Origin of the sequence: Chitinophaga sp. (genome assembly GCF_035564935.1) — a bacterium.
Taxonomy (GTDB): Bacteria; Bacteroidota; Bacteroidia; order Chitinophagales; family Chitinophagaceae; genus Chitinophaga.
Map to the genome: position 1 here is coordinate 1 of NZ_DATMTE010000144.1, position 17,414 is coordinate 17,414.

The 17,414-nt window shown below is 47.5% G+C and carries 11 protein-coding genes; 3 read left to right on the forward strand and 8 right to left on the reverse strand.

Annotated features, from left to right (window positions below; all coding sequences use genetic code 11):
- Positions 1-50: 50 nt before the first annotated feature.
- Positions 51-539: a DUF6702 family protein gene (locus VN105_RS03870; protein ID WP_325638115.1), complete on the reverse strand. Its 489-nt coding sequence runs from the start codon at positions 537-539 to the stop codon at positions 51-53.
- A 68-nt stretch (positions 540-607) separates the two neighbouring features.
- On the opposite strand from VN105_RS03870, the gene VN105_RS03875 reads away from it, so the two are divergent.
- From VN105_RS03875 to VN105_RS03885, 3 genes are all read left to right on the forward strand, one after another.
- Positions 608-1,189: a HupE/UreJ family protein gene (locus VN105_RS03875; RefSeq protein ID WP_325638117.1), complete on the forward strand. Its 582-nt coding sequence runs from the start codon at positions 608-610 to the stop codon at positions 1,187-1,189.
- Positions 1,190-1,197: 8 nt separating this feature from the next.
- Entirely contained in the window at positions 1,198-3,522 is a 2,325-nt protein-coding gene (locus VN105_RS03880; RefSeq protein WP_325638118.1) for a M1 family metallopeptidase, read from the forward strand.
- Between the two features lie 84 nt (positions 3,523-3,606).
- Positions 3,607-4,419, forward strand: coding sequence for an alpha/beta hydrolase family protein (locus tag VN105_RS03885; protein WP_325638119.1), 813 nt, complete (start codon positions 3,607-3,609; stop codon positions 4,417-4,419).
- A 219-nt stretch (positions 4,420-4,638) separates the two neighbouring features.
- On the opposite strand, the gene VN105_RS03890 is transcribed toward VN105_RS03885, so the two are convergent.
- The 7 genes from VN105_RS03890 to VN105_RS03920 form a co-directional block, all read right to left on the reverse strand.
- The gene (locus VN105_RS03890; RefSeq protein WP_325638121.1) at positions 4,639-6,240 is read right to left on the reverse strand and encodes a SusD/RagB family nutrient-binding outer membrane lipoprotein; all 1,602 of its coding nucleotides are present in this window, start codon (positions 6,238-6,240) and stop codon (positions 4,639-4,641) included.
- A 29-nt stretch (positions 6,241-6,269) separates the two neighbouring features.
- Entirely contained in the window at positions 6,270-9,419 is a 3,150-nt protein-coding gene (locus VN105_RS03895; RefSeq protein WP_325638123.1) for a SusC/RagA family TonB-linked outer membrane protein, read from the reverse strand.
- Between the two features lie 383 nt (positions 9,420-9,802).
- Positions 9,803-11,380 carry a SusD/RagB family nutrient-binding outer membrane lipoprotein gene (locus VN105_RS03900; RefSeq protein WP_325638125.1) on the reverse strand — a complete coding sequence of 526 codons (1,578 nt, stop codon included), beginning with the start codon at positions 11,378-11,380 and terminating at the stop codon, positions 9,803-9,805.
- An 11-nt stretch (positions 11,381-11,391) separates the two neighbouring features.
- On the reverse strand, positions 11,392-14,877 hold the full coding sequence (locus VN105_RS03905) for a SusC/RagA family TonB-linked outer membrane protein (protein WP_325638127.1): 3,486 nt from the start codon (positions 14,875-14,877) through the stop codon (positions 11,392-11,394).
- Between the two features lie 5 nt (positions 14,878-14,882).
- Positions 14,883-15,905 carry a FecR family protein gene (locus VN105_RS03910; protein ID WP_325638129.1) on the reverse strand — a complete coding sequence of 341 codons (1,023 nt, stop codon included), beginning with the start codon at positions 15,903-15,905 and terminating at the stop codon, positions 14,883-14,885.
- 78 nt (positions 15,906-15,983) lie between these two features.
- Positions 15,984-16,568, reverse strand: coding sequence for an RNA polymerase sigma-70 factor (locus VN105_RS03915; protein WP_325638131.1), 585 nt, complete (start codon positions 16,566-16,568; stop codon positions 15,984-15,986).
- A gap of 139 nt (positions 16,569-16,707) precedes the next feature.
- Positions 16,708-17,414 (reverse strand): AraC family transcriptional regulator (locus tag VN105_RS03920; RefSeq protein ID WP_325638133.1); only part of this gene is annotated, 707 nt, incomplete at its 5' end.

Here is a 17,414-nt window from a genome sequence, read left to right on the forward strand (position 1 = left end):
GTATAAAATTTTATTTTATTTATTGAAATTCCTGTGGTTTTCCTTTTATGCTAAAACCCCATCACCGCCACCTCTTCCGGGTTATCCAGCTTCGTGCTTTTCCGCTCACCACCTACCAGCACATGCACCATATTCGTTTGCGTAGCATGTCGTTCATACAACAGGTTATTCTTCACCTGTACCTTTTTGGGCACGGGTATATTTTCCGCTTCCAGGAAGCTCCACACCGCATCTTCTTCTACCTTATAACCAATAAAATGCAGGGGAATATTTTTACCGTCGAGCGTAATTACAAGATGTTGTGAAAGATAGGCAGCCACATATTCCTCCGCCTGTTTCCTGTTGGCAGGATGAGTAAGATCCAGCGGGACCTTGTATTGCGCTTTAAGTGTATTTTCCAGGTCGTCTGTAAAAATACGGCAGCTTACCTGCAGTTCCTTTTTGCCGGCATCATGCGAAATCTCCGTCACGCTTGCATAAAACGGGTGCAGCATTGTAAGCCACAAGGTCATCCACCATTTACATAATAATAAACCCACTGGACTAAAAATTTAAAAAAAATTAACTTTTACTTTTTATAATTACCAAAATTATAGAAAAGGGGACAATGGACGAGTTGTATTTTCAGCTGGGGTGGCAACATATTATAAACTGGGATGCGTATGACCATATTCTTTTTGTAATAGCGTTAAGCGCCATTTACCTGCTGCGCGACTGGAGAAAAGTATTGGTACTGGTGACTGCATTTACAGTGGGGCATTCTATTACGCTGGCTTTAAGTGTGTTACACATTATCCGTATACCTGCGGCACTGATCGAATTTTTGATACCCGTTACCATTTGTATTACCGCCATTTCCAATATTATCCGGAAAGACGATGAGCCGCAAAAGCTGCAACTGAACTATTTCTATGCACTATTTTTCGGATTGATCCATGGACTTGGGTTTTCCAATTATCTGAAAAGTTTGTTGGGAAGCCAGGCAAATATTGTTAAACCACTCCTTGGATTCAATTTGGGGCTGGAATTTGGGCAGATCATTATTGTAATGTGCATATTGCTCATTTCTACTGCGATCGTGAAATTTGGCGGCTTAAAACGCCGGGACTGGAACATGTTCCTCTCCTCTGCTACTTTTGGCGTAGCGTTTTTAATGGTTATTCAAGGTGTAAGAGCACTGTTTATATAATACTGTTTATGAGAAAACAACTTTACCTCGCCGGGGTGTTGTGTTGCAGCGCATTGCTGCTGCAGGCGCAAAACAATCCCGGATCCAATCATGGCAACCGTTTTGAGCAGCTGGGTACTATGTTACAAACACCCAATATGTACCGCTCCGCGTCCGGGGCGCCCGGTCCAAAATACTGGCAGCAGCGGGCTGATTATGATATAGAAGCGCAGCTGGACGATGAACAGCAGAAACTCACCGGCGCAGAAACCATCACCTACTTTAATAATTCGCCCGACCCGCTTACCTACCTGTGGCTGCAGCTGGATGAAAATGAGCATGACAGTAAAAGCGACAACCAGCAATTCGACGAAAGCCGCATGTCGGACAAAATGACAATGTCTACATTGAATAAGATCCTTCCTGCAGGGAAAGACCTGGGTGTAAAGATTGTAAAGCTCACAGATGCCGATGGTAAAGCATTGCCTTACACGATCAATCAGACCATGCTTCGTATAGATCTGCCAAAACCATTGATGCCCGGTGAAAAATACCGGTTCAGGGTATCATGGTGGTATAATATCTCCGACCGTATGACGATCGGTGGCCGTGGCGGTTATGAGTATTTCCCGGAAGATAAAAATTACCTGTATACCATTTCCCAGTGGTACCCGCGACTGGCAGTATATTCCGACTTCCAGGGCTGGCAAAATAAACAGTTTACCGGCAGAGGGGAATTTGCCCTTACGTTTGGCAATTTTCGTGTGCGCATGACCGTTCCTGCCGATCACATAGTAGGCGCTACCGGCGAATGCCAGAACTATAAGGAAGTGCTAACACCAGCGCAATACCAACGCTGGCAGCAGGCGCAGAACAGCAAAGAACCCGTGGAAGTGGTAAACCTCGACGAAGCAAAAAAAGCCATGCAGCGCCACTCCGGTAAAACAAACACCTGGGTGTATGAAGCGCAGAATGTACGCGACTTCGCCTGGGTATCGTCCCGCCGCATTGTATGGGATGCGCTCGCTGCTAACGTGGAAGGTAATAAGGTAATGGCCATGTCGTACTACGGGCCCGAAGCATACCCGCTGTACCGCAGGTATTCTTCCAAAGTAGTGGCGCATACGCTTAAGTCCTATTCCAAACATACCATTCCATATCCTTACCCGGTGGCCATTTCCGTGGAAGCAGCCAATGGAATGGAATACCCCATGATCTGCTTTAACTACGGCCGCGCCGATAAGGATGGTACCTACAGCGAAGCAACAAAGAACGGTATGATAGGGGTGATCACCCATGAAGTGGGACATAACTTCTTCCCCATGATCGTGAACTCCGATGAAAGACAGTGGACATGGATGGATGAAGGGCTTAATACTTTCTGCCAGTTTATGGCGGAGCAGGAGTGGGATAGCAACTTTCCTTCCGGTCGTGGCCCTGCCCATAAGATCGTGGATTATATGAAGATGCCGAAAGATCAGCTGGAACCTATCATGACAAACTCCGAGAACATTGTGCAGTTTGGGCCTAATGCCTACGCAAAACCGGCAACCGGACTGAATATTCTCCGGGAAACCATCATGGGCCGCGACCTGTTTGATTTTGCCTTCCGTGAATATGCACGCCGCTGGGCATTCAAACATCCCACACCAGCCGATTTGTTCCGTACCATGGAAGATGCGTCTGCAGTAGACCTGGATTGGTTCTGGCGTGGATGGTTCTTTGGCATTGAACCGGTAGATATTTCCATCGACAGCGTAAAATGGTATCGCATGGATGGAAAGAACCCGGAGGAAACCGCTAAAAGTTCACAGGCAGCTTATGATAGAAACATGGACCACGTAGCCAGGCAGCGCAACAAAGCCGCTGGCGTAAAGTTCGCGGTAGATCAGGATACCAGCCTGCAGGACTTCTACAGCAAATGGAACCGCTTTGAGGTAAGCCAGGAAGATAAAGCTGCCTATAACCAGTTTTACAACGGCTTAAGCAAAGAAGAAAAAATGCTGTACGATAGTAAGAAGAACTTCTACCAGCTTACATTTTCCAATAAAGGCGGAATGGTAATGCCGCTCATTATTGAATGGACCTTTGCAGACGGTACTAAAGAAACCGACCGCATTTCCGCTTATATCTGGCGCAAAAATGAAAATGAAGTGACAAAAGTATTTGCTAAAGACAAACAGGTGGTAGCCGTGAAATTGGATCCACAGCGTGAAACAGCTGATATAGACGAAAGCAATAACAGCTGGCCCCGTGAGGCCGCAACTTCCAGGTTCGAGCTGTTTAAATCAACCGGGGGCGTACGTGGGGCTTCCAGCGGAGATAACCCGATGAAGAAAGCCAGTATAAAATAAACAAGCTATTTTATATTTTGTGGCGGCTATCATCATAGTATGGTAGCCGCCTTACTTTTCAAGATTCCTTAAAAGCCAGAGTTTATGAAAGCAATAGCCCGTTTATTATTATTGATATGCCTCGCGCAAACGGCCAGGGCAGCGGATGTGGACACCGTATCCATTCTTAGTGCCAAAATGAAGCGTGCCTACAAATGCGTGGTGATTACCCCCGCTACCTATAAAAACGGCACCCGGCGGTACCCGGTAGTATACCTGCTGCACGGCGCCGGCGGCAATTTCGCCAACTGGGTCACCAATGTGCCGGTGATCAAAGAACTGGCAGATGCCTACCAGTGTATGATCGTATGCCCCGACGGTGCAGTAACCAGCTGGTATTTTGACAGCCCGGTAGATAGCTCCATGCGCTTTGAAACCTATGTATCAAAGGAAGTCCCGCAATATATAGACCAGCATTATCAAACCCTGCCCGAACCAGCTCATCGCGCCATTGCCGGCCTGAGTATGGGCGGCCACGGCGCGTTATTCCTTGCCATCCGCCACCAGGACGTGTTTGGCGCTGCCGGTAGCATGAGCGGCGGTGTGGATATCCGGCCTTTTCCCAAGAACTGGGAGATAAAAAAACGCCTCGGTGAGCCCGGGCCGGATGGCGCCAACTGGTACGACTATACGGTAATGAAGCAGGTAGACGGCCTGAAGTCCGGTGCATTATCGCTGATCATTGATTGCGGGGTGAAAGACTTTTTTATTGATGTAAACCGGGATCTTCATAAAAAATTATTACTGGCAGGTATCGATCACGACTATACGGAACGCCCGGGGGAGCATAACTGGATGTACTGGAGTAATGCGGTGAAATACCAGTTGCTGTTTTTCCACCAGTTTTTTCAAAAGTAGAAAGTATAAAAAAAGGGAAGCCGGGCTTTAATGGCCCGGCTTTTTTGTTCTCTTTAAAAACCATCGGCAGGAATGCCAACGGTGATAATTTCCTGAATGTGACCTATATTGAATGAATGGTGTGAAAATATTTTCAGGAGCATCGCTTTTTCATGAATGCCGGTCCTCAACAGGACCGGCCTTTTTTATGCACGCGATTCAAAATAAGAATGTTCGTTTTTATTTTTTAGGATCCCACCACAGGTGTGTACCGCCTACGTCTTTCGGTTCGCTCAGCGTAGTAACGGCTTTAGCAACACCAGCGCCATTGGTGGAGTATTCATTACTGGGGAACGGCGCCCTGCGAACAAAATCAGTAGTACTCACTTTTCCACCACTGTTGTTCACCACCACCGGGAACAGTTTCGGATAACCGGTACGGCGAAATTCACTCCATGCTTCCTGTCCTTCGGGGAAATTAGCAATCCATTTCTGGGTAATGATGCGTTCCAGTTTCTTATCGAAGGTGGCGCCTTCTTCCCATTTAATGGTGATGGTGCTCAGGTATTGAGAGCCTTTTTTAATATCGTTTTGTCCGGCTGTCATCGCTTTGGGATCAATATATTCAGCAGGCAGGGAAGTAGCATTGTTATAATAAGTGCTGGCGCTGCCCAGTGCATATTGATTAAAGGAGGTTTGTATACCGGTTTCATAATTGGTTTGTGCATTACCGGCGCCGGCCCATCCGCGGGCAGCGGCTTCTGCTTTCAGGAACCAGGCTTCTGCAGCAGTTACCAGCTGTAACTTGCCGGGCAGGTCTACCAGTTTGGAATAATCGGCGTAGCGCGCTTTACCGTCAATGTTGATACCGTTGCGGATGCCGATGTATTTATCTTTTACCACCGGGTCCACTGCTTTTTTGAAGTATAAAGGCAGACGGGGATCGTTGTAGCCACCTAGATAAGTACCCATTGGGGCACCCATCAGGATATCGCCCCATGAACCGCAGATGGTGTTCAGCGGGTGCGTGGTGGTACCAATATCTACCGTGAAGTTGTCTTTATAGGTTTGCAGTAAGCCACCTGCATTGGCCAGGGCGGCTTCTCCTTCCAGTTTGGCTTTGGCCTGGTCTACGTTTACAATGCGTAACGCAAGCCGTAAGCGCAGGGTGTTGGCGAACTGTAACCATTGCTTATAGTTACCACCATATACAAGATCGGACTTTGTGAACAGCGCTGCAGATGGTTTATCTGCCAGCGGCGTAAGAATATCGATGGCTGTTTTCAGCTCTTCAAAGAAGGTGTAATACACATCCTTCTGGCTGTCGTAATCGATAGAGCCGTCGGCATTTGGCGTGTTATATTTACTGTAGATGATAGGACCGAAGATATCAGAGGTACGATGCATGGCTTCCACCTTAATGATGAGCGACATGGCATAGCTGTCCTCAACTTTACCCTTTGTGAACCCGGCCACTTTGTAGCAGGGGTTCATTACATTGGTATAGCCGGTGCTGAAAGTAGTGTTGATCCATCCATCCACAAAGCTGTAAGTGATGTTGTTAATGTTACCGCCAAAAGGGGTGGGCGACATCATATAGCCACTGTAAATATCACTCAGCAGGTTTTGCTGCAGCTGGAAAGTAGGCGCCGGCTGGTACAGGTAAATGCTGCGTTGCGCTTGTTGCAGTAAGGCTGGAACCAATGCGAAGTCCGCTGCCAGTTCATCATCGGTAGAACCGTACGGGTTTTTATTGATGTCTTCAAAGTTTTTGGTACAGCTGCTGAAGCATAGTGTGGCTGCCATCGCCAGACCAGCTATTTTGAATATTTTATAATTCATAGCTCTTGTTTTTGTTGTTCTAAATCAGGTTAAAATGCACATTTCAGGTTCAGTCCAAAGCTGCGGGTAGATGGTAATCCAAATACGTCCACACCTTGTACACCGTTACCGGTGCTCATGCTCAGTTCAGGATCGTAAGGCGCTTTTTTAGTGATGAAGAACAGGTTACGTCCTACCAGTCCAAGCTTCATATCTTTGAAAAATCCTGGTTTCAATGCGAAACTATAGCTGATAGATAATTCTCTTAAACGGATATTGGTTGCATCGTACATATAAAATTCGGTGATACCGGCACGGCCGCCTATGCCCTGGTAGTACAGGTCTGCGGGTATTTTACCGGTGTACGCCTTGCCGCTGGCGTAAACGGCAGGAACATCCACACCGCCGTTATTACGGGCGTCTCCAGTTACTTTTGATACACCGTACTGGTCCATCATCGCCTGGGTAATACTCATTACCTTACCGCCAAAGCGGCCATCCACGAGGATATTCACGTTGAATTTTTTCCAGTTGATGGAGTTGTTCCATCCCAGCAGGAAATCAGGGGTAGGGTTACCCAGGTATTCCAGTTTACCGTCTTTTGCCTTTGGTTTACCGGTTTCATCATCTATTACCAGCGCACCGCTTTCATCGCGTAAGGCTTTCTTTCCGTAGATATCGCCATAGGCGCTGCCTTCATGAAGTACCAACGCATAGGTGTTCACGTTGTCTCCTTTGGGTGTGATGGTATAATCCCCGTTTAACTGCGGCGCCAGTTTGATGAGCTTATTCCGGTTACGGGTAAAATTGAAGCCGGTATTCCATCCTACATTCTTTTGTTTGATCACCTGGTATCCCAGTGTGGCTTCAATACCGGTATTCTGTACATCGCCTGCATTCAGGTAAGCATTCGGATACAGGTAGCCCACGGATACGGGAAAGTCGAAGTACTGGTTTTTGGTGTGAGAGTTATACCAGGTAACATCCAGGTTCAGGCGGTTGTCGAAGAATCTCCACTCTGTACCAATTTCAACGGAAGTAGTGATCTCTGGTTTCAGCGCAATACCGCCAAAAGGACCGGCAATATTGGATATCAGCGTTCCTGAAATGACCTGGTTGGTAGGCCGTGTTACAAACTGGTCCACATCATTCCCCACTTTCGCGTAGGAAGCGCGGATCTTTGAATAAGTGATGGAAGAAGGCATCCTGAATACATCGCTGAGAATGGTATTCAAACCGGCGGAGTAATAGAGATATCCTTTCTTCATGGAAGGCGTATAAGCGAGGGTGGATGACCAGTCGTTACGGGCAGTGAGGTCCAGGAATACTTTTTCGCTCAGGTTTACACCAGCTGTTGCAAATACGGATTGGGTCTGCCTCCTGGAGCCGGTGGGCGTTAATTTTGCAGCGGGACTCAGTTTCAGGTTACCTATGTGAAATACATTGGCAAATGCAAGATCGCCGTCTTTGGAATCTATAAAGGTGCGGTCCTGTTTCAGATCGTTGATGCTGGTACCGGCGGTAAAATTAAATCCGAGTTTGTCAGACAATTTCCTGTTACCGGATATCAACAGGTCGCCGTAGTATTGTGTGCTGGTAAGGTAATCATAAGTATAACGGCCGTTGGCATCCGCAATGGTTGTTTGTGTGCCGGCATTTGCTTTCAGCTCATACTTGTCCCATGCTTTGTTGGCGTTACCACGCACCTGTACATTTAACCAGTCGTTGATGGCATATCGCAGGCTCAGTGAAGCAATGAGGTTATCTTTCCTGTTTTCGGTAACGTTCCTGTTCAGGATCCAGTAGGGGTTCTGCTGGAAATCTTCCCCTGCCTGCCCCTTATCATAATTAATATTCCACCAGTTCTGCATGTTCACGTTACGCATGGTAGAAAAGTACTCGTAGTTATTTTTATAACTTTCAAAGTCCAGTCCTCTCGGGAAAACGTATAAACCGGTAAGCGGGTTATAATACAAACCGGAAGTAGGGCGGTTGTGTGCATTTTGTGTGGTCATCTGCACGTTCGCATCAATAGTCAGTTTGTCGTTCAGGAAGTTGCCTGTTTCCCTGAAATTGAGGGTATGCTGACCATACTTTGCGGTGGGCATTATTCCCTTGTTCGCGGTATTGGAATAAGAGAAATAGGTTTGTGCTTTTTCGGTGCCGCCGGCTACGTTTATGGAGTTGATCCAGGTAGTACCGGTTCTGAAGAAATCCTTTACTATCTCGGGGCTATTGCCTGCTTTGCCCCAGCTATCGATGGTGCCCGCAGCTGTTTGAAGATAGGAGTTCTGTGATTCAGGGAGATAAGCAGGTCTGTCGATAGTAAAGTTGGAGGAGAAGTTCACTTTCGCCTGGCCAATCTTTCCTTTTTTGGTGGTGATGATGATAACGCCATTACCTGCCTGGCTGCCGTACAGTGCAGATGCCGAAGCACCTTTTAACACGTTGATGCTTTCAATATCATCGGGGTTGATGGTACTTAAGATATCGCCTCCATCGCGACCGCCGGAAGATGCGCCTGACGCTTGTCCCCACAGGTCTCCTGGTTGTGCGCTGGTGAAGTTGGCAATAGGTACGCCATCAACTACGTACAGGGGCTGGTTTTCACGGATGGATTTTTGTCCGCGTAATATCACCCTGGCGGAACCGCCCACACCGGAAGCGCTGCGATTGATCTGCAGGCCGGATACTTTACCGGATAAGCTATTAATAACGTTTGTTTCTTTTACATTGGTGAGATCTTCTCCTTTTACCTGTTGGGTAGAGTAGGTAAGGTCTTTTGCTTTACGTTGTATTCCGAGTGCGGTCACCACCAGTTCATTCAGTCCTTTTACATTGTCCTCCAATGTAACATTCACCGTAGGATTGCTGCCAATGCTGCTTTCTTTAACGGCAAAACCAACATAGCTGAAAACAAGTACATCACCGGTTTTAGCATTGATATGATATTTGCCTTCTGCACTTGTTTGTGTGCCTTTGGAGGCGCCTTTAATTTGTACGGTAACACCGGGCAGCGGATTGCCTTTGCTATCCTTTACGGTGCCGCTGATTTCTTTTTCCTGGAAAGTGCTACGGAATGAAGATGCGGGCGACCATGTATAGCCGGCGGCCTTCGCATATGCACTGTCTGCTAATATGGAAGTGAGAGCCAGACCGGTCATAGCGCACACTTTCATAAGGCGTAGGTTTTTTTTCATACTTGCCTTTTTATTTGGTTAATAAATGGGATTTGTATTGTTGAATTAAACTGTTCATTTTTTTGCGTGCATGATGATGGAAATAAAATGCCCGTTAGCATGGCGCGTACCATCCTTTACCGGTTGTTTCCTTCGCGTTAAATGCAGTACCGGCCCATAGGGGCGTGCAAAGCCTCATCGCTTATCGCGATGTGTTGAACCGGGTTGAGCAAAGCAGTATTGTTGTTATGTGTTTTCCTTACATGAAATGTGTTTTTGATAACGTCTGTTAGTTACAGGTTACATAGCGTGAAGCACTCAAATGCGGCGCTTCAGGAAAGGAGTCGTGCGGAGTTATTTTTAGTACTATCCTGTTTTAAATTATTTTTATTTTTGGGGAGATGTTACCGGAGATCCCACCAGAGCGGTGTTCCGCCGGTGTCCGGTCCTCTTAACGTGGCTATGGCACGGGCTACTGCTTTGGGATTGGTAACAAGTTCTATCTGCGGCATGGGTAACCGCCTGATAAATTTTTCAGTAGGAATAGTATTGCCGCTGTTATTGATCACTACGGGAAATAATTTTGGATAACCGGTGCGGCGAAATTCACTCCAGGCTTCCTGTCCTTCGGGAAACATGGCAATCCACTTCTGTGTAATGATACGTTCCAGTTTCCGCTGTAACGGTGCATTCTCTTCCCATTTAATAGTGATGGAGCTTAAATGGGGATCGCCTCCCGGCACATTGTTATCACTGTTTTGCGGATCGATGTAAGGATGAGGTTTATCTGCGCTATTGTTCATATATGCGTTGGCGTTATTGATGCCATACTGGTTGAAAGAGGTGCTGATACCGGCCGCATAGGAGGTAGCTGCATTCCCTGCGCCTTTCCATCCGTACAATGCTGCTTCTGCTTTCAGGAACCAGGCTTCAGCTGCCGTCATGAACAGGATCCTGCTGTCGAATTTCACCAGCTGGGAAAAACCGCTGTATTCTTCTTTGGCAGCAATCTTAATACCATTACGGATGCCATGATAAATATTCACGCCATCATCGGTAGGAACAAAATAATACGCCAGCCGGGGATCTTTATACCCGGTTAATATTGATTCCATGGGAGCGCTCATTCGCAGGTCGGCCCAGGTGTAGCACATGATATTCAGCGGATGTGTAACCGGCGATATATTCACTGCAAAGTTATCTGCGGGAACGGTAAGCAGCCCGAGTGGGTGACTCAATGCGGCTTCCCCTTCTTCCTTTGCTTTCTTCGGATCAATCCCCGAAATACGGATGGCCAGCCGTAAACGGAGCGTGTTGGCAAATTTTACCCACTGGGTATAATCGCCTTTGTATACCAGATCGAAGGTGGCAAAGCGCTGTGGAAAGCCCCTGTTGATGAAACCGGTGAGTGTGTCTATCGCCTCACCCAGGTCTTTAAAAAAAGCATAATAGGCCTCTTGTTGTGAATCATAATCAATCCCCATTTCCTCATTCAGCATCCCATACTTTGTATAAATGACAGGTCCGTAAATATCACTGATGCGATGCATAGCTTCCACCTTGATGATCTGCGCCCATGCGTAAAAATCGGCGTAATGGCCCAGGGCTTTCGATTGTGCAAAATCGCAGGTTTTCATCACATTGCTGTAAGTTACCTGCCAGGGTTTATTGTTCCAGTAGTACAGCAGCCCGTAATTGGTATTGTTGATATTGCCTTCAAAAGGAGTGGGCGCCATCATATAGCCGGAGAAAACATCCGCATTGAGGTTTTGCTGTAACTGGGCTGTGGGAGGATCGTTGTAGATAAGCAGGTTCAGCTGTGCCTGCGACAAAGGTTCTCCCATCAGCCGATAATCGGCTTTTAGTTCATCCTCCGTAAAATCGAAAGGATTTTTGTTGATCTCATCAAATCTCTTCGTACATGCACCTGCCAGCATAATTGCCATAACAGCGAATAATGTGCTTGTTTTCCAGCTTTTCATTGGTGAGTATTTTAAATTCCTAATCTCAGGTTAATACCCATACTGCGTACAGGCGGCAACCCGAAAACATCTACACCCTGCAAGCCATTGCCGGTACCCATAGATACTTCGGGGTCAAACGGCGCATGCAGTTCAAAAAAGAAAAGGTTCCTGCCTACAATGCCCATCCGCATATTGCGGATCCATTTCCACTTCAGCGGTATGCGGTAGCTCAGGCTCAGTTCCCGTAAGCGGATATTGGTAGCATCGTACATATACATTTCACCAATGCCGGCCCTGCCGCCAATGGTGGTATAGTAGCTTTGCGCATCAATTTTTCCGCTGTATGGCGTGCCGTTACTGTTTACGGCATTGATATTCACACCGCCGTTATCGCGGGCCCTGGCGCTTACTTCACTCACGCCGTACCAGTCCAGCACAGCCTGTGTAACGCTCATCACTTTGCCGCCGAAACGGCCGTCTACCAGGAAACTCAGGTTAAAGTTCCTGTAGTCGATACTGTTGTTCCATCCTATGGTAAAATCAGGATTTGGATTGCCTACTTTTTTAAATGCATTACGTGTCTGTAATTTCCCGGCTGCATCAATCATGTAGGCGCCTTTATCGTTTTGTACCAGTTCCTTATTGGAATAAATATCTCCCCACGATCCTCCTTCCATGATAAACGAGCCAAACATATTTACACCGAAATCAGTGAGCACAAACATACTGCTGGTATCTGCGCCAATGATCCTTGAATTGGACAGTGAAACGATCTTGTTTTTATTTGCGGCAAAGTTGATGGTGCTGGTCCAGGAAACGGCTTTATTACGTATAGGCATTAGCGTAAGTGTGGCTTCCCATCCCTGGTTTTGTATGTTACCCATGTTGAGATAATAGGTATTATACTTGTTGCCCAGCGGCGCCGGTACTTCCATGTATTGTTTGTAATTGTTGTTTTTGTAGAAAGTAACATCGGCAGTGATCCTGTTCTTCAGCAGGTGCGCTTCCAGTCCTATCTCAAACGAGCGGTTATCTTCCGGCTCCAGGCTTAGCCCCGGGTACAGGGTACGCTGATTCAGCACTACACGCGTAACACCGGCAATGGTTTGCAGGGTAAACGCTGCGGGCCTCGACGAATAAGCGGCAATATCATTGCCTACTTTGGCATACGAAATGCGCGAACGGAGAAAATCGACAGCCGCCGGCATTTTAAACATCTCGCTCCATACGGCCGATAAGCCGGCGGAATAATAGAAGTATCCTTTGTGCAGGGTGGAGGTATAGGCAAATGTGCTGGACCAGTCGTTGCGCCCGGTAAGATCCAGGAACAGGTAATTGTTGATGCCTGCCTGTATATTGCTGAACAGTGCCTGCAGCTGTTTCTGGTCTATGCTGTGCTGCGCATCGAGCGAGGTGCTGAGGATATTGGATACGGAAAATTTATTCGGATAGGTAAGCCCGGGATCTGCATTGGGATTAGAGCCGTTGAAAGTGCGTTCATGCGCTTTGGTGTCTGTAATACTTGCCCCTATGTTGCCCGCCAGGTGCAGCCACTTGTTTATTTTGCGGCTGGCATTCAGCATCATATCCCCGTACAGTTGGGTATTGAACTCGCGTTCAAGGGTATAGCGTCCGTTGGAGCCGGCCAGCACGATCTGTGTACCCGCGTAGGCTTCCAGTTCGTACTGATCAAGCGATTTATCGAAGTTGCCGCGTGCTTTCAGCGATAGCCAATCGTTCAGCTGCCAGGTGAGCGACAGCGTAGCCAGGCCGCGGTACCGGGAATCCAGCCGTAGATCGCGGTGCAGCGCCCACATCGGGTTTTGCTGATCGTCCTGCCCGATCCATTTTTTATCATTGCGGATATTCCACCAGTTCTGCATGTACAGGTCGCGGCCCTGGTCGTAATATTCAAAGTTGTTTTTGTAATAGTCGAAATCCTGTCCGCGCGGGAAGGTATAAAGCCCGGAAATAGGGCTGTAGTATAGTCCCGAAGAAAGCCGGTTGGTGGTGCTTTGTGCGGTGAAGGATACGTTGGCGTCCATCACCAGTTTATCGTTCAGCAGTTTCAGTGTTTCGCGCAGGTTTACCGTATGACGGTCGAATTTGTTGGTGGGAAGAATACCTTTATTGGTTGTATTGGCGTATGAAAAATAACTCTGCGCGGTTTCTGTACCGCCGCTGAAAGCGATGGTATTGGTGAAGGTGGAGCCGGTGTTATAAAAGTGTTTTACATGATCCGGTGCGTTCACAGGGGGGCCCCAGCTGCCGAGTGATCCGGGTTGTGGCGTACCTACTTTGTCTACGCCAGGTGTATCGGTTTGTGCATAGCGGTATTGCAACGGCGGTAGCAGCGAAGGCATTTCCCGGGTATAATCGGAAGAAACGTCAATTTTGCTCCGGCCGGGTTTACCTTTTTTGGTGGTGATGAGGATCACGCCGTTGGCGGCCTGGCTGCCATAAAGCGCGGCTGCGGAGGCGCCTTTCAGGATACTGATGCTTTCAATATCATCGGGGTTGATATTGGAAATGCCATCGCCTCCATCGCGGCCACCGGCGCCGATGATGTTATGCGACTGCCCCCATACATCCGCCGGCTGTGCAGGAGTATAGTTGGCATAAGGCACCCCGTCAACAATATACAGTGGTTGATTTTCGCGGGTGGATTTGTTGCCGCGCAGTACTACCCTCACAGAGCCGCCTATGCCGGAGGCGCTGCGGGTGATGGTGGCGCCGGCAGTTTTCCCGTTAAGGCTGTTGATCACATTGGCATCTTTTACCAGTTGGAGGTCGTCGCCATCCAGTTGCTGGGTGGCGTAGGGCAATTCCCTGCTTTTTTTCTGGATGCCCAGTGCGGTAACTACCAGTTCGTTGAGTGCCTTTACATTTTCCTGCAGGCGTACATCAATAGCCGGATCGGTGCCCACGGTCACTTCGCGGGTAATGAAGCCTACAGAGCTGAACACAAGCACATCGCCGGTGCTGGCTTTCAGTGAAAAACCGGCATCGGCGTTGGATTGGGTTCCTTTATTGGAATGCTTGATCTGAATGGTGACTCCGGGGAGCGGCGTGCCTTTGTTATCGCGTACTGTTCCACTGATATCTCTTTCCAGGGACACATGATTCAGGAGGCTTACAGCCGGTGAGGGTCCGGTATCATTTTCTGCTCCTACTATAATTTTGTTGTTGATACGGGTAAACTTTAACCCTGCCTGCACTGATAATAACGTAAGCACTTCATCGATGGGTGTTTTAGTACAGTTTAACGTAATCTTTTTCCCCAGGTTAAGATCAGCTTTGTCGTAGTGAAAATTCAGGCCGGTTTTCGCCGAAATTTCGGTCATTACATCTTCCAGGTTTTTATCTTTCACCTGGATGGTGACAACTATACCTGTTGGCGGATCGGGTGTTTGCGTGATGGCACTAGTCGTTGTGTTCAGGCTTCCCGCCAGCAGGAGTGTCAGCATCAACCCCGTGGATACAAACCACATCAGGGGGCATGGCTTTATCCTCATATGGACTAGTTTTTATTTTGCAGGTAAACGGTATCTTTTTTAATGGTATAAGAAAGGGATTTGGCGAGGCAGATAATATCCATCACATCTTTCAGGCTTTCATTTTTGAAAGAGCCATTATAGTTCCATTCTTTTTTATTGCTTTCGTTCACAACGGTGATGCCATAGCGGTTTTCTATGCCTGTTACTATTTCATTATAGGGGGCATCCCTGAATACAAGGTATCCCTGTTTCCAGCCGGTTATGTCTTCAGGTTTACTGAAAACGGATTTCACCAGGCTGAGTGAAATACGGTCGTAGCTGATTTGTTCGCTTGGCTGTAGAATGAGTGAAGAAGCCGGGTGGCTGTTTTTATCCAGTTGGTCTACTTTTACTTTACCGCTTACCAGTGCTACCGTTACTTTGTTTTCGCTGGCGTATGCGCGAATGTTAAATGCGGTGCCAAGTGCAGTGGTAGCCAGTTCCCCGGTATGCACCACGAATTGCCTGGCCGGATCGGGCGCTACATTAAAAAAGGCTTCTCCTTCTTCCAGGAAGATGGTACGGCTGCCGGCGCCAAAATGTTCAGGATAGCGCACTTTACTGCCTGCGTTCAGTTCCAGGGAGCTGCCGTCTTCAAGGGTAATACTTTCCCTGTTTCCTTTGGGGGTAGAGATTTCCACGAATCCGTTCCTGATCACGCGGTTGGATTGCAGGGCGATTACCGGCGGCTGGAAATTGCCGGTTGCCCGGGTGGGGGACAATTGCCGGTTAAACCAGAAGAGCCCTGCTGCAAGCAATACCACTGCTGCAGTGGCAGCATACCAGTAGCCGGTACGGATATGCCGTACTTTTGGTGCGGGGTTGATATGTTCATTGAGCTGTAAACGGATGCTGTCCAGTTCGCGGTCCAGTTCTTTGTCTGCTGCGTAGGTGGACTTATGCCGGTTGATATTTTCAAACCATTGATCTACAATAGCTGCCTCTTCAGGTGAGCAATTCCCCTGGTTATACCGCTCCAGCAATATTTTAATCTGTTCTGTGTCCACCTGTTGCCGTTTTAAGTGTTCTTAAGTCGTATTAACGTGGAAAAGGTACCATGTACATTTAATTATTTTTTACCCGGGTCAGGCAAGTAAATAAACAAATGCCAGGATGATGGTCAGGTCGGTCCTGGCATAGCTGGTCCTTAGTATTTTCAACGCTTTGGTGATCTGGTTTTTTACGGTTTGCTGCGAAAGGCCGAGATGGGTGGAAATCTGTTCTACGCTGAGGTTTTCAAACCGGCTGAGCATGAAAATTTCTTTCATACGGCCGGGCAGTTGATTGATGGCCTCAAACAGTTCCTGTGTCCGTGCTTTATTGTCTACCGTTTCCGTGATGGAATGCGGTTGTGCATCGAAATGTTCGATGAGTTGCTGCAGGTATTTGCGGTAGGTAGCGTTTTTCCGGTAAATGTCTATGATCTTGTGGCGGGCTACCTGGTACAGGTATGCTTTCAGCGATTCCCGGAGGATTATTGAATGCCTTTTCTCCCAGAGGGAAATAAAGAGTTCCTGCAGCACATCTTTGCTGATCTCGGCAGCATCCAGTTTACTGTGTATAAACAAATACAATGGTTTACTGTAGCGGTCGTAGATGGCATTAAAGGCAGCGGTGTCGTCGCTTTTCAGCAGCGAAATTAACTGGTTATCGGAATAACTGCTGTACATCGGATTACAGTAGTAATTAAGCGTTTTGGTTGATAATTACTGAAATGAATGTAAGAAGAAAATTTTGAAATCAGGACATTTGACCGCTTACTTTTTAAAATAACTCAATAACCAAATGATAAAATAATTACATTTTTTATCATGCTTCCTTCAGGCGAAGTTCATTTTTATATTCCTTGGGAGTTTTACCTACTATTTCCTTGAAGAACCGGTTGAAGTTAGAGAGGTTCTTAAATCCGCAGGAATAGGCTATTTCGGCGATGGACCAGTCTTCTTCGGTTAACCGTTTGCAGGCATGGCCAATGCGTACTTCGTTCAAGAACTGTACAAACGACTTTTTGGTGCGGTTTTTAAAGAAGCGGCAAAAGGATTGGGGCGACAGGTTGGTGATGCTGGCCACATCCTGCAGGGATATTTCCTTGGAGAAGTTGTTCATTACATATTTGAATACTTCGTCGATCTTATGGTTATCTTTTACGTTGTAGGCGTGGGAATAGCCGGTACTGGCCAGGTAGTAGCAGTCGCGGGTTTCCGACAGTGTTTTCAGGATGTGGAGCAGTGATATGATGCGGTCCAGTCCTTCTTTACGGGGCAGGGCCAGGATTTCCGGCTTTAGCAGCTCATGGGTGGCGCCGGTGATCTTCATGCCTCTTTGTGCCCGGTGGAATAATTCGCTGAGGGCTTTGGTTTCCGGTAATCCGTAAAACTTTTCCCCAAATATGTCTTTGGGAAAGTAGATGACCACAGAACGGGCTTTCAGGTTTTCATCTCCCTTATAATATTCTTCCTCATTATACCATACATGCGGTATATGCGGGCCCAGAAATACCATATCGCCTTCTTCAA